This window comes from Paenibacillus sp. FSL R5-0473 (genome assembly GCF_038004565.1).
Lineage (GTDB): Bacteria > Bacillota > Bacilli > Paenibacillales > Paenibacillaceae > Paenibacillus > Paenibacillus amylolyticus.
In genome coordinates this window covers 3,577,753-3,593,731 of record NZ_JBBORL010000001.1, presented here as the reverse complement: position 1 = coordinate 3,593,731, position 15,979 = coordinate 3,577,753, and the positions used below count along the sequence as shown (strand labels likewise).

The 15,979-nt window shown below is 45.5% G+C and carries 14 protein-coding genes, 1 tRNA gene and 1 riboswitch; of the genes, 8 read left to right on the top strand and 7 right to left on the bottom strand.

The annotated features are described in order from the left end of the window. Positions 1 to 53 precede the first annotated feature (53 nt). The 3 genes from MKY28_RS15565 to MKY28_RS15555 all read left to right on the top strand — a co-directional run bounded on the left by MKY28_RS15565 (position 54) and on the right by MKY28_RS15555 (position 1,192). A complete protein-coding gene (locus MKY28_RS15565) occupies positions 54 to 383 on the top strand; it encodes a hypothetical protein (protein ID WP_036609615.1) in 330 nt (109 codons plus the stop codon). A gap of 119 nt (positions 384 to 502) precedes the next feature. Further along, complete coding sequence (locus MKY28_RS15560) at positions 503 to 721, top strand: hypothetical protein (RefSeq protein WP_036609613.1); 219 nt, start codon at positions 503 to 505, stop codon at positions 719 to 721. Between the two features lie 141 nt (positions 722 to 862). Further along, on the top strand, positions 863 to 1,192 hold the full coding sequence (locus tag MKY28_RS15555; protein WP_253507302.1) for a carboxymuconolactone decarboxylase family protein: 330 nt from the start codon (positions 863 to 865) through the stop codon (positions 1,190 to 1,192). 73 nt (positions 1,193 to 1,265) lie between these two features. Here the strand turns inward: MKY28_RS15555 and MKY28_RS15550 are convergent, their stop codons facing one another. Next, positions 1,266 to 1,730, bottom strand: a complete 465-nt coding sequence (locus tag MKY28_RS15550; protein WP_036609611.1) for a C40 family peptidase — start codon at positions 1,728 to 1,730, stop codon at positions 1,266 to 1,268. A 5-nt stretch (positions 1,731 to 1,735) separates the two neighbouring features. Continuing rightward, positions 1,736 to 1,867, bottom strand: a riboswitch (cyclic di-AMP (ydaO/yuaA leader). Between the two features lie 428 nt (positions 1,868 to 2,295). Between MKY28_RS15550 and pelA the strand changes: the two genes are divergently transcribed. Further along, positions 2,296 to 3,249, top strand: a complete 954-nt coding sequence (pelA, locus tag MKY28_RS15545) for a pectate lyase (protein WP_200868499.1) — start codon at positions 2,296 to 2,298, stop codon at positions 3,247 to 3,249. Between the two features lie 176 nt (positions 3,250 to 3,425). Then, positions 3,426 to 3,509 (top strand) — tRNA-Leu (locus tag MKY28_RS15540). A gap of 145 nt (positions 3,510 to 3,654) precedes the next feature. Here the strand turns inward: MKY28_RS15540 and MKY28_RS15535 are convergent. Further along, positions 3,655 to 5,349 (bottom strand): carbohydrate-binding protein, encoded by a 1,695-nt coding sequence (locus MKY28_RS15535; protein ID WP_036609608.1) that lies wholly within the window; start codon positions 5,347 to 5,349, stop codon positions 3,655 to 3,657. Positions 5,350 to 5,799: 450 nt separating this feature from the next. On the opposite strand from MKY28_RS15535, the gene MKY28_RS15530 reads away from it, so the two are divergent. Further along, positions 5,800 to 6,594, top strand: a complete 795-nt coding sequence (locus MKY28_RS15530; RefSeq protein WP_405144628.1) for a divergent polysaccharide deacetylase family protein — start codon at positions 5,800 to 5,802, stop codon at positions 6,592 to 6,594. On the opposite strand, the gene MKY28_RS15525 is transcribed toward MKY28_RS15530, so the two are convergent. After that, complete coding sequence (locus tag MKY28_RS15525; protein ID WP_036609607.1) at positions 6,569 to 7,315, bottom strand: N-acetylmuramoyl-L-alanine amidase family protein; 747 nt, start codon at positions 7,313 to 7,315, stop codon at positions 6,569 to 6,571. The two genes, MKY28_RS15530 and MKY28_RS15525, sit on opposite strands and share 26 nt — an antisense overlap. Positions 7,316 to 7,510: 195 nt before the next feature. On the opposite strand from MKY28_RS15525, the gene MKY28_RS15520 reads away from it, so the two are divergent. Then, positions 7,511 to 7,729: a YqzE family protein gene (locus tag MKY28_RS15520; protein WP_036609606.1), complete on the top strand. Its 219-nt coding sequence runs from the start codon at positions 7,511 to 7,513 to the stop codon at positions 7,727 to 7,729. 120 nt (positions 7,730 to 7,849) lie between these two features. On the opposite strand, the gene MKY28_RS15515 is transcribed toward MKY28_RS15520, so the two are convergent. The 3 genes from MKY28_RS15515 to MKY28_RS15505 form a co-directional block, all read right to left on the bottom strand. After that, positions 7,850 to 8,857: a hypothetical protein gene (locus MKY28_RS15515; protein WP_340936340.1), complete on the bottom strand. Its 1,008-nt coding sequence runs from the start codon at positions 8,855 to 8,857 to the stop codon at positions 7,850 to 7,852. A gap of 154 nt (positions 8,858 to 9,011) precedes the next feature. Beyond that, positions 9,012 to 10,205 (bottom strand): YqhG family protein, encoded by a 1,194-nt coding sequence (locus MKY28_RS15510; RefSeq protein WP_340936339.1) that lies wholly within the window; start codon positions 10,203 to 10,205, stop codon positions 9,012 to 9,014. A 3-nt stretch (positions 10,206 to 10,208) separates the two neighbouring features. Beyond that, a complete protein-coding gene (locus MKY28_RS15505; protein WP_051447131.1) occupies positions 10,209 to 11,972 on the bottom strand; it encodes a DEAD/DEAH box helicase in 1,764 nt (587 codons plus the stop codon). A gap of 531 nt (positions 11,973 to 12,503) precedes the next feature. On the opposite strand from MKY28_RS15505, the gene MKY28_RS15500 reads away from it, so the two are divergent. Next, positions 12,504 to 15,143 (top strand): adenosylcobalamin-dependent ribonucleoside-diphosphate reductase, encoded by a 2,640-nt coding sequence (locus MKY28_RS15500; RefSeq protein WP_340936338.1) that lies wholly within the window; start codon positions 12,504 to 12,506, stop codon positions 15,141 to 15,143. An 82-nt stretch (positions 15,144 to 15,225) separates the two neighbouring features. On the opposite strand, the gene catA is transcribed toward MKY28_RS15500, so the two are convergent. Further along, positions 15,226 to 15,873 carry a type A chloramphenicol O-acetyltransferase gene (catA, locus tag MKY28_RS15495; RefSeq protein ID WP_036670176.1) on the bottom strand — a complete coding sequence of 216 codons (648 nt, stop codon included), beginning with the start codon at positions 15,871 to 15,873 and terminating at the stop codon, positions 15,226 to 15,228. Positions 15,874 to 15,979 lie beyond the last annotated feature (106 nt).

Here is a 15,979-nt window from a genome sequence, read left to right as displayed (position 1 = left end):
TGACCGCCGATTTCATTTATAATGGGGTTATGTTAGGGAGAGGAGGCAACACCATGGGGAACCAACCGGCAACAGAACAATTTTTTAATGATAAGCTGGCGGAATCGAAAGTTCATTTTGAACGTGCCCTGGATTGTAAACATACGGAATTCGATGACCTTTATCCCTATATGATTGAACATCCTCAATTTTTCTGGTACAAACGCTATGTTGCCTGGTCAGAATTACTGACGATTGTAGGCTTGTGCGAAGAGTTGTCCTTCTCTTGGAAAGAACAATTTACACCGCATCAAGTGGAGTACCTTGAAGAACGTGTGATGTCCGCCAAAGTGCTTGATTTTTGGTTCGAGAAGAACGACAGCAAAGAGCACGCGCAGCGGTAACTTTCAGTCGGGACATAATTTCGAATGACATGACAGTCCAATACAGTCACGTGAGACCTAAATGACTTTTCATTTAGGTCTCTTTTTGTAAATAAATTTGAAATATAGGAGCCATGAAGATGATTAGTGATACAGAATTGGACGCCCTGCGTCTGTCAGGTGAGAAAGTTAGAGTAGTACGGGACGAGCTGGAATCGAACGATGTGAAAGGGATTGTGGTTGCCTGGGATGGCGAGCAGGTACTTATCCGTCGTCAGAATCGACGTGTCGTTAAGCTGGACCGAGGTTACAGCTATCAGCTGTTCAGCGAGCCGCGCCAGAGTCCACTTAGTGAGTAACAGCTTATAATTATGGCAGAGCCATGCGCGTTAAATGTTTGGAATTACCATGATTTCTTGGCATAAATGGCTCACTCGGGAGAGAAGATAGGTACAGTGAGGAAGATCTGTAACTATAGCCGAGAGGGTGTGCTACAAGCCATGACATTGATGAATGATAAAGTTCATGCCTACAAGGATCAGATTGGAGCATTAAGCGATGTGCTGCCAGGTGTGGTGAAGTCGTATCATGAGTTTACCGGAGAATGTTTCCAATCTGGCGTGATTGATGCGAAGACAAAACAGCTAATTGCGCTTGGCATTGGATTATTCGCAAACAATGAGGTATGTACCTTCTACCATGTAGAAGAAGCCCGGGCCAAGGGAGCAACAGATCAGGAGATTATGGAGACCGTTGCGGTGGCCGGAGCTGTTGGAGGAGGACATGCCCTGTCTCAGGGTGCGATGCGAGTGCAGAAGGCGCTGCATTAGTAAGCAATGCAACATACATTTTTAAGTGCAAAAAAGGCATCCGGTTAATAACCGATGCCTTTTTGTATGTGAATCACATTTTACCTAACATTTTATCATACATAAACTGTCCAGTTACCCGACGTGCTGTTACATAACGATCATTGAAGTATGGATTCGATAACTTCGTGATGCTTACACCTTTACTGCTGGAGGCATGAGCGAATTGTCCGCCGCCGATATATACACCTGTATGTGAAATGCCTTTGCCTGTTGTATTAAAGAACACCAGATCACCTGTCCGAACATTGCTCTTGGATACGGGAGTACCTGCTTTGGCTTGCTGCTGCGAAGTACGTGGTAATTCAATGCTGTATTTGTTGAAAAGATATCTCATAAAACCAGAACAGTCGAAGCCGGCTACAGTTGTGCCACCCCATTTGTAAGGAATACCTGTCATGTTGTTCACTACGGAGTTGATACTGCTTGCCTCTGTGCTTGTTGCCCCGGATGTAAATAATACAGCTGCTCCAAAAATGGAGATAATCAGTTTTTTCAAAATCAATGTTCTCCCTTCGATGCCTACGGAGTTAGCTAAGGGTTCGGTAGAAGGTTCCCTATATTTCCTATGTATAAGAATAATTCACCCAAATTGGTTCCCCCGTTTTCAAACATGAAACTCGGCAATGAATAATTAAGTTTTTGTAACTATTTGAAACTATATTGCATAAATGCGTAATTGTCAAACCCATTTAAACCCTTTCTTAATACCTCAATGTTAGCGGAATTAAGGTTTTTATATGAAAAAAGGGATCGAGTTTGGGTATCATTCATGACAAAAACGTCATTATTGATTCGTGTAAGACGAATTTTGATAAATAGATAGGTTTGTCATGAGTTAAAAGAACTATTCCGTTATGTAGAATTAGAGAGATTATATTCATTAAGTTGCATATATTGACAAAAATCGATTTTTTGCATATTATCTGATTATCCAATCCACATATTGGATTAAAATTGATTTTATTATGCGATAAATACAAATAAAGGAGGTTTAGAGACGCGTATCATAGGTAAAGTAGAAGTGGAAGATTTATAAAAACGAACATAGGAGAGTGTTACATTTGAAAGCGAAGAAAATAATTACTTTTGTCCTGGCATGTACGATGGTGTTCTCAGCAGTTGGAATGGCAGTTCTCCCTGTAGGGACGGTATCTGCTGCAGATGCGTCGGGTACTACAGCGAGTATTTCTGATATTTTGAAGAACCAGCTGCCGGATGGAGGTTGGAGAAAAGATTATAAACAGACAAGTGGAGAGTGGGCAAAGTCCACGATAGACAACAAGGCTACATACTCAGAAATTAGAAGATTGGCGAAGGAATTTAAAAAGACGAATGATCCGCGTTACTCCACAGCTGCAATCAAAGGAATTAACTTTTTGATCAACATGCAGTATTCAAACGGCGGGTGGCCACAAGTTTACCAAAGCTCCGGATACCACAAGCACATCACTTACAATGATGATGCCATGATTAATGTAATGATCATGCTGGATGAAGTAGCGGCACGCAAAGGTGATTTCTCATTTATCGACAGTACACTTGCTAACCGCAGTAAAAATTCAGTTGCCAAAGGTGTGGAGGCGATTCTGAATACACAGGTCGTTTCAGGTGGTAAGCTGACAGCATGGGGACAACAACATGATTCCAGCTCTCTTAAACCAGCGAGCGCAAGAATCTACGAAGTGCCATCGCTGACAGCTGGAGAGAGTGTAACGATTGTTAAATTTCTGAAAACCAGACCTGCTAACGCTAAAATTACCGCATCCATTAAAGGAGCGGAGGCTTGGTTTAACAAAGTGAAAATTACGGGTTACAAGTATGAAAGAGCTAATGGAGATAGTAAAATTATCGCTGATTCCAAAGCTGCACCAATTTGGGCACGCTTCTATGAGATCGGAACGGATAAACCAATCTTTATTGGTCGTGACGGGGTAGTTAAATACAAATTAAGTGATATTGATAAAGAAAGAAGAGGCGGTTATGCATGGTATGGCAACTGGCCTTCCAAGCTGTAATTTGTAGTATGCTTCCGTATTAATGAACCAAACTATTAGCAACAGTTAAAGGTAAGGCCCGAATCGACATGGACGTCTGATTCGGGCTTTATTGTTATTATTTTCAGTGTTGACATGATAGATTACGCATGATATATTATTTCTTGTCGCCGATATGGATGACGAAGATACAATATGCGGTCGTGGCGGAATTGGCAGACGCGCACGGTTCAGGTCCGTGTGGGCTAACCCCCGTGGAGGTTCGAGTCCTCTCGACCGCATCTAAAAAAAAGACTCCTTAAGCTAACGCTTAAGGAGTCTTTTTTTGCATTTTTTGATATAACACTAACTTTAGTGATGAGTATTCAAGAGGTTAGTGCTTAGCTGCACGTACAGCAAATGTCTTCCATCAGCCATACGGAACGTTTATTGTGCTGCGGTAACATTAACGCTGTCAATATTCGGTCCTTCCGATCCGGTGGTAACCACTTTCAATGTATTGGTCCCCGTGTTCATGGGGACCTGTATTGTTTTTTCAACCCAAGTGGACCAGCTTCCCGTAGCGGGAAAGGGCTCGTTGCTGATGACTTTGGTTCCGTTCACAAAAATGTCGAGGTTCCGAGTGCCGCTTTCCAGCGCATAACGAAACTTTACGTTTTTGGTACCTGTTGTCGTGTTATTAATGCCGTTCCATTGAATGGCTGAACCAGTCATCGCATTGAAGTTAACATACCCGGAGCCAGTGTAACCGGGGTAGATTGTTTCAATGGCAGCTTCCGTAAGTGACGTTCCGGTCTCGGCTTCATACGTCGTGCCACTGCCTGTATTCCCGCCGCTATTTCCGCCAGTAACGTTGGCAACAAACGTTGTTACGCTCTGAGGCGGGAGCTGTGCCGTGAAGGCTCCATTGGATACGTTAAGCGAGGTTCCGCTTGCCAGGTTTCGACTGCTGTCCGTAATCCATGAGGACACAGTAGAGGCATTACCATTTTGCAGAACGAATTTTTGGCTTGTGGCTGAAGTTCCACGGTTAATTGCCACGACGACGACTTTGTTATCACCTTTATAGGCTGAGACAAATGTGTTCGTATCCGGATTTTTCGTTGCATCGACTCGCAGGTAGCCTGGACGCACGAATTTAGAGAAATGAGCCATATTATACCCGCGTTTGCTTATGGTACCGTCCTCTTTCATCGGACCATACTGTCTGCGGATGTACCACCACACGTAGGCCTGGAAATCACCTTCTACCATGGCATTGTGCATGTGATAGGAAACGTCTAATGCTTCAGGCCAGCGGTCTGCCGAGTTGTTGTCACTGTTTGGAACATACACTTCAGTCATCCACAGTTCTTTACCGGCTCCTTTTTGCTTAAAGAGAGGGTAGGCAAAATTCGAAATCTGGGTTCCATACGTATGTGCTCCCAGGATGTCCATGTTGGCAAGTGCCTGCGGATCATTCAGGATTGGGTCGGATATGTTCTTTAAGTATTGGAAGGATTCAGGCGCCATGACTTTGGTACCTTGGATGGACCCGGCATTTTCTTTCATGAATCGAAGGATCTCTTGTGGAGTCCACCAAGTCCAGTCATGAGCATAATCCGGTTCGTTTTGTACAGAAATGGCATACAGATCTACGCCGTTATTTTTCATGTAGGTTACAAAGTCGTTCAGATGTTGCGCATATGCGGTATATTTGTCGTATTTCAGACGTTTGGCATTTGTGTCCCCATTGCGGTTGAACGTTTCAACCATGCTGCTTGGAGGATTCCATGGGGATGCAAATACAATAGCACCCTTTTCGATAGCTCGTTTGGCTGTGGCAACTTCACGATACCAGTTATTGGAATCTGGATCAACGTAGATCCTGAGAATGGAGAAGCCTAATTGATTCTGGTCATTACCAAAAGCAGTTTCACGTTGAGCGGGAGTCAGATCACCAATCCAGGCAGGAAGGTTAATGCCCCCAAAGCCCTTGATCAGCTGTTTTTCCGAGGACAAATTAATGTTGGCATCGCTGGCTGCTGACACATTTGTCGGGGTTAACATCAAAGGCAGGGCTGTTAAACAGGCCAAAAGAACATTAATCGTCTTTTTTAGTTTGAATTTCACTACTTTCATCCTCCTCGATAATAGTAAGTTACATAGAGAAACAGCAACCAGGAATAACAAACAAGAATAGCGGATTGTCTGGCATTTATTTTATGTAAACCCTTTCAAAACCTCCTTCCATAAATCATAGGATAGAATTGAAGCATAAAACCTCTTTCATTTGTTGATTCTACTAAAAAATTCCTAAACTGAAAACCTGACAAATTACAGTATTTTTTCTAATTAATCTCTATTTTCTAACTATTCAATGACAGTTCTTGTCTGAATGCAAAAGGGAAAACTGGAATGATGGGGGATTCGCTTGAGATAGAGGTCTTCAATGGCGGGGATATGATCATTAAGGAAGGCTTTGGCTTACATATTCCTCCCTTCATTATCAAACAATGAGATCACAGAAGTTACGGGGAGGGAATCATGATGAAGGTACAGAGAAAGAATTATCGATTCATTGCAGGTATCATGGCATTATTGATTGTGTTTTACGCAGGCATATCGGCAGGAGGGCCTACAGCGGCAGCTTCAGAGTCCACATCGAATCACAAACGGTTAGCGATTATCATCGATGATGTTGGTAATGACATGAAGGGTACGGCAGAGATCCTGGCGATGCCAGTCAAACTGACGGTAGCGGTTATGCCTTTTTTACCAACAACGAAGAAAGATGCGATGGCTGCACATGAAAAGGGAATGGATGTGATTGTGCACATGCCCATGGAACCCAAGAAAGGACGACCTGAATGGCTGGGCCCGGGTGCAATCACATCCAATCTAACAGATGAAGAAGTCCGCTCACGCGTGGAGAAAGCGATTGATGATGTGCCCCACGCCATTGGCATGAACAATCATATGGGTTCCAAAATTACTTCGGACAAACGCATCATGTCCATTGTGCTCGATGTATGCAAGGAGCGGGGCCTCTTCTTTGTAGACAGCCGTACGAACTTTCGCTCTGTGGTGGGGGAACTGGCCGTATCCAAAAATATGCCACCTGTAGGTAATGACATTTTCCTGGATGATCAAAACTCCAAGCAACACATTCGCAAGCAACTGGATCTGGCTGCTCAGCGTGCGATCGATAAGGATATCTGTGTTGTCATTGGTCATGTCGGTCATTCGGGGATGAACACATCCGCAGTAATTCGTGAATCCGTCTCCCGTCTGCAAAATCAGGTCCAATTTGTAGGGATTGGTGATCTGGTTCGAGATGTGTGGCAATGGCAGTCTGCTCCTACACTACCGACAGATAATAAATAATGCCATTGGCAATGGACTGGGCGATTCGTTTTTGCTCAGCGGGGTCATTCATTCTGGCTCGATCTGCCGCATTGCTCAAAAATCCGGTTTCGACGATGACGGCAGGTTGCTTCACGTAATTCAATATATAAAAGGGCTTGCCCCATACAACCCCGTGCTCCGTTTCGTACAACTTGTTCATGGCATCCTGAATGGATTGGGCCAGCAAATAACTCCTGCCTTCTTTCTGGTGCAGTACCACCGGGCCGTGTGCTGTCGATCGGGGACTCCAGTTCGCATGAATGCTGACCACGATATCTGTACTTACTTCTTCGCTAAGGCTTTTACGTTGGGCAAGATCTCTGGTATGACGGGAGCGGCTGTTCAGCCAGCGGTTCTCATCACTAAGTGCATAATCACCAAGTCGATTGATGATAACGGCATAACCTTTGCTGCGAAGCAGGAGATAGACCTTTTGGCTAATGGCCAGGTTGATATCTTTTTCCAGCACACCTTGGGCTGACGTACCACCGTCAATACCCCCATGGCCTACGTCGAGCAGGATAACGGGTGCTGCAAAGGCATGATGACTTGAGCGATAAGCATCTCCATCGGTCACTGGCAGCATGGATGGACTGTTCTGGGACGGGGCTGCTTTTCCATGCGCGACATGGTGGGGCAGGATGGGAAGACAATGGAAGCTAATGAGCAAGGCCACCGAAGCGGTCAGCAGCTTATACATGGGAATACACACTCCTTCATGAAATAGGTACCGGATGCAGATTAAAGACTGTATGGATACCTTTGGCATTAGACTGTGCATTTTGAGGGTTTTCATACTCCTTTCAATAAAAAAATGTTTAACCATTGCACATCCTGCACACAATAGAACTATCGTAAGCTCCGTGAAAGTGCAGGAGCGAAGGAGGCAGAGGTTATGGCCAAAAGTGATGAGTTGGTAAAATACATTACGCAACGTGTAGTACATTATATCGATACGCCGAAGGATGAGCGGAAAGGTCGCACCAAAAGGAAAGAGCCGTGGGCGATGAAGTGGTTTGGTATGATCCCTTTCGCTGTATCCCTGTGGGTGGGGAAAAAGGAAAAAGAATTCGATACACAGTCTCATAAACGAAGTTCTTCGGGCAAAGGGTGACTATCGCTTACCTATTTCACTAATAGTAAACCAAAAGACGCAATCCCTTAATAAAATGGGAAGGCGTCTTATTTGTTGTTTTACAAATTATCTGACTGTGTCTTAAGAATTTGCTGATGATCAAGGATTTACGAGGTAAAAATGGCCATCTTGCTGCAATGTGCTCAAAGGGACAAAGCGTTGAATGGATGATTTTCCACCTAGCGCTACATATAGAATGGACTCTGCTTCCTGATCTGCATGCCATAGCTGATAACCGCTAACGGGTAGAGGACCACCGTATACGGCGTTACGATCACCCGCTGAGAAAACAATCTCTTGATTCTCCCCGTGTTGTATCACATCTTGTGCCCGGTCGGCAGCAACAGGTTTGGAGGTAAGCCACAACAGATTGTCAGCCGGATTGAAGACGGGTCGGAGATGAAGTGGGTCGACTGATAAAGATGGCGTTGTGGATAAATCAGTTATGCTGACAGAGGTCTGTTTGGAATCAGCCTCCAGCAGCTTCAGGAACTCTGATGGTAGTACATCTCCGTTCGTAGCATCAATATAAAGTGCAGGATGGTTAGGCTGTTCCACTTTCCAATAAGCCAGTAGGGGAAGAGCATAACCAAGATGAAGCTCTCCTCCGCCAGCAAGTAATACCTCAAGGTCCACATGTTGTCGATCTAAGGTTTGTCCAAGAAGTTCATTGTTGTATGGTGACTGCTCTCCATGACCATATTCACTAAGCATCAACTGACCCTGCTCTGTGGCCGTAATAATCATATATCCGATAGGTTTGCCTTCAAACTCAGCCTGTACGAGCCAGCTATGTAAACCCGGCCCCAGAGGGTAGAAGTTCAGGTCGGCGTTCTTCCAATGCACTTCGCCGTTAGCTGTACCAAGTGTAACAGCTTGTTGCTCTGCAAACCGTTGTACAGCAGCGGGAGCTAGCTTTTCATTCTGAATGGCATGATGTTCGGGGCTATACTCTGTTGATGATGCGGGGGATAGCGAAGAGGTTTTTTGTTCCTCTGCATTGGCTATCGACCAAAAAGAGAATAGGGCAAGACAACTGAGCAAGCCCAAGGTTATACAGGTTGTTTTCCGAGCGTTGTTCCAACACGTATGAAAGAATCGTTTCAAATTTACACCTACTTTTTCATTTATCCGTTACCTGAGCGGGTCCTAGTTTCATTCTAGGGGACAGGCTATGCAAAGGTTGCCGCAACCTGTCGGGCGGCTGATCATGAATAAACACTACTTTTGCCAGCATTTGCAGGAAAAGTAGTGTCTTCGTCTATCTTAAGTGAAACATGCCGCTGCTAATGGCAGTCACTTTCACTTTGGGTTCATATTGCCAGATCATCTCGGTCCGGCGTGTCTCATACTGCAGTTTCATAGCCTCACGATCGATTACCGCCTGTTTTGCTTTCTCTTCTTCGGCATCTGTCTCGGAGTCGATCGGTACTGCGGCCTCTGCCGCCAGTTCTACATCTGCTCCAATGGGTTTTGCGTTAGTTATATCCACAACTTTTATCAGTGGTACAGGTGGCGTGCGGTCAGAAGTGACATTCTCTGTGTCTGAGTTTATGTTACCTGTTGATTCTACCTCAGGCGTATCTTCCCGGAGTACCGCCTCATAGTAGGTGTCCAACACGTCCAGCTCCAGATCAAGCCGCTCTTGGGCTTTCTCTGCCCAGCTATAATCGAGTTCCAGCAAGCGGTTCGTCAAATGAGATTCCAAAGCAGCTCCGGCATCAAATAACGAAACTTTAGCTGTCTGTACATGCATGTTCTCCGCAAGCCTCGGACTAAGATCACGTCGGTTCAGCTTGGTGCCGAATTTTTCTATAATTTCACCCGAGCGAAGGGAAATGCCGAGAAAATGCAATTCCTCCCGTTTCAAATCACAGGCGAATTCCACCTTGAAACAGACACCAAGCCAAGGCTCATATACGGCTGGCGCTGTAGCCCGCAATTGCCGTTTGGCAGCCTGTTCGAACAGGTTCACGAAAGCACCGCCTTCACGGGCAGCGCCGAAAATCTGCTGGAGTCTGCGACTGCCATACACCACTTCTTCACGCAATATTCGTCCTGGCCCCAGCTGTGGCAACGATGGCGTAATACCGAAGTAACGGCCTAAAATAGTTTCTTTTGGTGGCTCGCCTTGAGGACTGCCGTTGGTTACGCCATTCGTTCCATCAGGGTTAGGAACAGCAGGAGGTGATGCTTGCGTAGCTTTGGCTTCTGCTGCTTCAATGGCCTGCTGATAACTGTCAGGATCAAATATAAATGTAAAGGACATCGTCTCAGCGGGTGCTCCGGTTCGTTCCACGAACCCCCAATAATAGGGGCGATTGGTCAACGCTTTGTCCGCCTCAGGTGAGAGTTTGACTGTAACATGGGCAGGGGAACGCTCCATAATCTGACAATCCAGTGCTTCCAGATAGGTGAGAACATAAGCCTGCACTTCATGGGGAGACATGGTCATGAGTTAGCTACCTCCTTTACGAAGATCTAACAACCCGGATACGGCAGGCCCTTCATCTGAAACCTCACGTTGAATAGAGTTCAGCGATTGTCCAAGTGAATCCATTTTTCGGCGAATATCTTCATCAGTTTGTGATTCCAGCATGATTTTGTACAAACTTTTCTCAATAGACTCCTTCTTCTCTAACCGTTCCAGAATGACATCCAGCCCGCCGATCACCATCTCAAACATATTGATCTTCTCATGCAGCAGATTTAAAATATGTTCCTCAATGGTTCCAGTCGTGGATAAATTGAAGATGTTCACGTCATTCTGCTGTCCCAGCCGGTGTACCCGACCGATCCGCTGCTCTACCCGCATAGGGTTCCAAGGCAGATCAAAGTTGATCATATGATGGCAAAATTGCAAATTGATGCCCTCACCACCTGCTTCGGTTGCAATCATGGCCTGCACACGCCCGCGGAAGAGATCCATCATCCAGTCTTTTTTGCCTCGATTCATGCCACCCCGATAGGGTACAGCCGTAAGCCCATTGTTGCGGAAATAGTTTAGCAGATACTCCTGTGTGGCCCGGTATTCAGTGAAGATAATTACTTTTTCATTCATGTTCCGAACCAGTTCCATCGTTTTCTCCGCTTTGGTATTCTCCTTGATCGCTTTAATATGGGCAACGAGTTCCCAAATCTTGTCCCGAAGGGGAGAGTCCAGCGGAAGTTTCTTAGACAGATTAACCAGTGTCACGAATACAGCATCCCGACTGCTGCACACTTCACGCTGCAATGTAACAAGGGAGAGCATGCTGCTCAGGTTGCCGCCAGCTTCCTGGTACTGGTCTTTAACAAAGGAAGTCACGCCATCATAAAGCGCTTGTTCTTCGGGCGATAGTTGCAGATTCACGTTGGAGACGTTCCGTTTGGTAAATTGAACAGGGCCTTCGCCGCGGCGGTTACGAATCATGACTTTGGATAACTCGTTCTTAAGCTGTTCCTGATTTTTCGGAACCCGTTTGTCTACAACAAAGTTGGCCGCAAAGTCACCCTGACGACCCAGTTGACCGGGCTTGAGCAGGTTGATCAGATTGAACAATTCACTCATATCGTTCTGAACAGGTGTAGCTGTAAGCAGCAGACAATACTTTTTGCGCAATTTCAGCATGAATTGATAGTTGGTTGTTTTCTTGTTTTTGAGTTTATGAGCCTCGTCAATAATAATCATGTCGTAATCAGTATTCAGCAGCATATCTTTATGCGGGTCACGTTTGGCTGTATCCATGGAAGCAACAACCACTTCATTCTGCCAGGAATAGGCCTTTTTCTGGGCAATAGCAGGGATGCCAAATTTTGAATTCAACTCCCGTACCCATTGCAACACAAGAGAGGCTGGCACGAGAATGAGTACCTTGGATACGAGACCTCGAACCATATATTCTTTCAGAATGAGACCGGCTTCAATGGTTTTGCCCAGACCCACCTCATCGGCGAGAATGGCCCGGCCTGACATTTCAAATAATACTCTGCGTGCAGTGTCCATCTGGTGAGGGAGTGGAGTGAGACCTTGTAGATGCTTGAGACATTGGATCTCGTCAAAATTGGGAATCAGGTTGGTCTCTTCGGCTTGAATACCCAGTTGGAAGAGTCGATAATCCCCCCAAGGACCTCCTTTATCCAGTCGTGATTCCAATTGATTAATCCAGGTCCGATCAAATTCCAACGGAACGGGTAGCTCGGCTACAGGTTGATTCATGTGGTGCGGGTTTTTCCGGTTCATGGTGTTTCCTCCCCTGCCATACGTGATGACGTTTTATTCGTAGGTAATAGTATGGACGAATGAGAGTCAGTTCATAACTATGTGGGTTCAAATAAGGAATATTTACACTTGTCACTCCGATGACAGAATAACCTTCCAATCGCTGTTATCCCCAGATTTTTTTTGATTCCCTTGTCCAAAGGGGGAAAACCCGGGGATAAAGGCGAACGCTTCACTTCTTCAGGTTATTTCTGTCCTCTCCGTTGACGTGCAAATGATTAGTTTAACTTATATTGAACCCAGAAATTTAGTAAAGGCACATGTTTTTTCTGTGCCAAAAAATTCACTGATGTCGTATTCATGCGTATGAGGGTGTGTGAAGAAGTTTGTCCGTGTATAGGGAGTCTATAAAATAAGGTCTGTGATAAAAGTCGCATGGAAAATCAATATATGGTGTAATATACTGTTTTTATATCACTATATGTGGTGTTTTGTCATAATTTATTCTTATAATGAAAATGGAGCTTTATACCGGGGAGGTTGAATGTAGCGATGAAATCGAACCAACGATCGTACCAATTAGAAGGACTTAGCGAAAAAATATTTCTGGACCGATACGCCTGGAAGGACGCTGATTCGAATCATGCCAAGGTTGGAGATGTGGTATTGGTATTAACGAAGGATGATCCCAAGTTCCCAACCAAGGAAGTGGGCGAAATCATAGAACGTAAGGGTCAGCTTGTACAGGTAAGGACTCGAAGGGGAGAGATGATTGAGACAAGTGTGGAGAAATTGACACTCAACATAGAAAAAACACCGGAAGAGATGTGGGACCGTCTTGCCAAAGCGATGGCTTCTGTCGAATCCACAGCCGATCAGCGGGCAACGTGGGAGTCCAAGTTCCGCTCTGTGTTGGAAGATTGGAAGTTAGTACCCGGAGGCCGAATTGCTGCGGGTGCAGGGGCAAGCGATGAGTTGACACTCTTCAATTGTTATGTCATTCCATCTCCGCAAGACAGTCGGGGTGGCATCATGAGAACCTTGACCGAGATGACGGAGATTATGGCACGTGGGGGAGGCGTAGGCATTAATTTGTCCTCTTTGCGTCCTCGCCGAGCGGTGGTGAAAGGTGTCAACGGATCATCCAGCGGTTCCGTATCGTGGGGCGGATTGTTCAGTTATACGACTGGACTGATTGAACAGGGCGGAAGCCGCCGGGGTGCGCTCATGCTGATGATGAATGACTGGCATCCGGATGTGCTTGACTTTATTACCGTGAAACAAACGATGGGGCAGGTGACCAATGCCAATCTGTCTGTATGTGTGAGCAACGCATTTATGGAGGCTGTCAAGCAGGACGGAGATTGGGATTTGGTTTTTCCCGATACAAACGATCCAGACTATGATACCGAGTGGAACGGGGATATGCAGCAATGGAAAGCCGCAGGTCATTCGGTGGTGCACTATCGTACACTGAAGGCTCGCAAAATCTGGCATACCATTATTGAATCAGCCTGGAAATCGGCAGAGCCTGGTGTGGTATTCATGGAGTACTACAACCAGATGTCCAACAGCTGGTATTTCAATCCGATTATCTGTACTAATCCGTGCGGGGAACAAGGCCTGCCTGGCTGGGGTGTATGTAATCTGTCTGCCATTAATCTGTCCAAATTCTACGATGAAACAAATCATGATGTGGCATGGGATGAACTGGCGGAAACCACTCGTATCTCGGCTAGATTTTTGGACAATGTCATCGACGCAACACCATATCATTTTGAGGAAAATAGACTGAATCAGCAGCGTGAACGCCGGGTTGGGCTTGGCACGATGGGACTGGCAGAGCTGATGATTAAGCTGCGTATTCGATACGGCAGTCCTGAATCTCTTGCATTTCTGGATAAACTGTATGGATTCATGGCGAAGGAGGCCTATCTGGCATCGGCAGAGATTGCAGCAGAGAAGGGAGCTTTTCCAGCTTTCGAAGCTGAACCGTATTTACAGAGTGGATTCATGAAAAACATGGTTGCGACGTACCCTGAAGTGGGAGAGGCCATTCGTAAACAGGGCATTCGAAATGTCACACTGATCACACAAGCGCCAACGGGAAGTACAGGTACGATGGTGGGCACATCAACAGGTATTGAGCCGTATTTCGCCTTCAAGTATTTCCGTCAAAGCCGTCTAGGTTATGATGAACAGTTCGTACCGATTGCACAAGACTGGCTGGATGAACATCCGGGTGAAGCTTTACCAGACTATTATGTGACGGCAATGGATTTGTCGGCTGAGAATCACATACGGGTGCAGGCTGCGATCCAGCAATGGGTGGATAGTTCGATCTCGAAGACGGCCAACTGTCCGGCTGATTTTACAGTGGGGGATACGGCTGAGCTGTACGAACTGGCCTTCGACCTTGGCTGCAAGGGAGTAACGATATACCGCGACGGCAGCAGGGATGTGCAGGTGTTGTCCACGTCGAAGAAGGAAGAGACCCAAGGTGAAGATCAGAACACGGCGGAAGCTGTAGAGAAGACAGTCGTATCTGCTATAGAAAACCCGAATAATGCTGAAGTACAGGCAAGTGATGGAACTTCCAATAGCCAGGTTGGTGTTAGAACGCATTCTTCTGACCAAGCCCCGTCCTCTTCTACAGTACTGGATAAACAATACAGAAGCCGTCCTCAAGTACTGCGCGGTGCGACATACAAAATCAATACGCCATTTGGTATGGCTTACATTACGATCAATGATCTGGAGGGAACCCCGGGTGAGATCTTCCTGAACGTGGGCAAAGCGGGATCGGATGTGTTTGCCATGGCTGAGGCACTCGGCCGAGTATGCTCTCTGTTCCTTCGATACGGAGATCATGGGCAAAAGGTTGAACTGTTGATCAAACATCTCAAGGGAATCGGTGGTTCGGGAGCGATTGGCTTCGGAGCCAATAGGGTTGAATCGATTGCTGATGCAGTCGCCAAAGCATTGGAAAGTCATGTACAGAGCGATATGCAGGAGAACGAAACTGAAGCATTACAAGAACAGAATCAAGTGGAGAGCACGTATCCCAAAGTGGAGGATCAGAAAACCTTTATCGAATCGAGAGATTTATGTCCTTCATGCGGCTCGGCATCCCTGATGAATGTGGAAGGTTGCAAAACATGCAGCAACTGTGGGTACAGTAAATGCAATTAAATATCTTTTGAAAAAAAGAGAAAAAGAAAGGCACTCCTTACTCCATTACGAAGTCAGGAATACCTTTTTGTCATTTAGATAACTAACACCAATCTTGGCATCGATCTGCAAGTGATTGTAATTCATTAAATACAACACCAGCATGGTAGCCGTCGCACACGGCGTGATGTAACTGAACGGATAAGGGAAGATATACTTTATCGTTCTGTTGAACATATTTCCCCATCGTGAAAATAGGCAACAAGTAGGTTCCCTCATTGTAAATATTCAGATTAAATCCGGTAAAGTTCACCCAAGGAATACTGGAAACGGGAAAAGTATTTGGTGGTTCATTAGGTTTGGCAACAAATTGTTTGTGATCTTTGTAATTCTTCATATCTTCCAGATGTCGATTGTGGAACGTCTCGAAATCTTCATGGAATGCTGTCCAGATCGTTGAGAAACTTTTGTTGTCCTCATGAAAAATCGTATAACTCGGAGACATTTCGTCCCAGTAGCCCAATCTTCCCTCGGCATCAAAACAAGTTCGAAATTCCCTGTGTGCATTGACGACCGTAGAGATCATATGAATAAGAGCCGGATAGAACTTCAATCCTTTAAGCTTCAGTTCGTTGATCAATAGAGTGATATCCAGATTAGCAGTTATGCTGTAGGTACATCTGACCTGATTCAAGTAGTGGTCAAAGTATGGCTTTCGATCCCACTGATCTAACACGATTGAATTAAACATAAGTTATAACCTCCTAAATTTGAATAATGTCTTTTATTTAGGAGGTATATTTGACTGATTTGACCATATCCTATCACATTCCCAGTATTGTATTTTTAGAAATTGA

Coding starts and splice junctions, on each gene's coding strand:
- MKY28_RS15530 (WP_405144628.1), top strand. CDS start 5,800: ATGGCATTATTGATTGTGTTTTACGCAGGCATATCGGCAGGAGGGCCT.
- MKY28_RS15510 (WP_340936339.1), bottom strand. CDS start 10,205: ATGACCATGTCTCCCCATGAAGTGCAGGCTTATGTTCTCACCTATCTG.
- MKY28_RS15555 (WP_253507302.1), top strand. CDS start 863: ATGACATTGATGAATGATAAAGTTCATGCCTACAAGGATCAGATTGGA.
- MKY28_RS15520 (WP_036609606.1), top strand. CDS start 7,511: ATGGCCAAAAGTGATGAGTTGGTAAAATACATTACGCAACGTGTAGTA.
- MKY28_RS15560 (WP_036609613.1), top strand. CDS start 503: ATGATTAGTGATACAGAATTGGACGCCCTGCGTCTGTCAGGTGAGAAA.
- MKY28_RS15525 (WP_036609607.1), bottom strand. CDS start 7,315: ATGTATAAGCTGCTGACCGCTTCGGTGGCCTTGCTCATTAGCTTCCAT.
- MKY28_RS15565 (WP_036609615.1), top strand. CDS start 54: ATGGGGAACCAACCGGCAACAGAACAATTTTTTAATGATAAGCTGGCG.
- MKY28_RS15535 (WP_036609608.1), bottom strand. CDS start 5,349: ATGAAAGTAGTGAAATTCAAACTAAAAAAGACGATTAATGTTCTTTTG.
- catA (WP_036670176.1), bottom strand. CDS start 15,873: ATGTTTAATTCAATCGTGTTAGATCAGTGGGATCGAAAGCCATACTTT.
- MKY28_RS15500 (WP_340936338.1), top strand. CDS start 12,504: ATGAAATCGAACCAACGATCGTACCAATTAGAAGGACTTAGCGAAAAA.
- MKY28_RS15505 (WP_051447131.1), bottom strand. CDS start 11,972: ATGAACCGGAAAAACCCGCACCACATGAATCAACCTGTAGCCGAGCTA.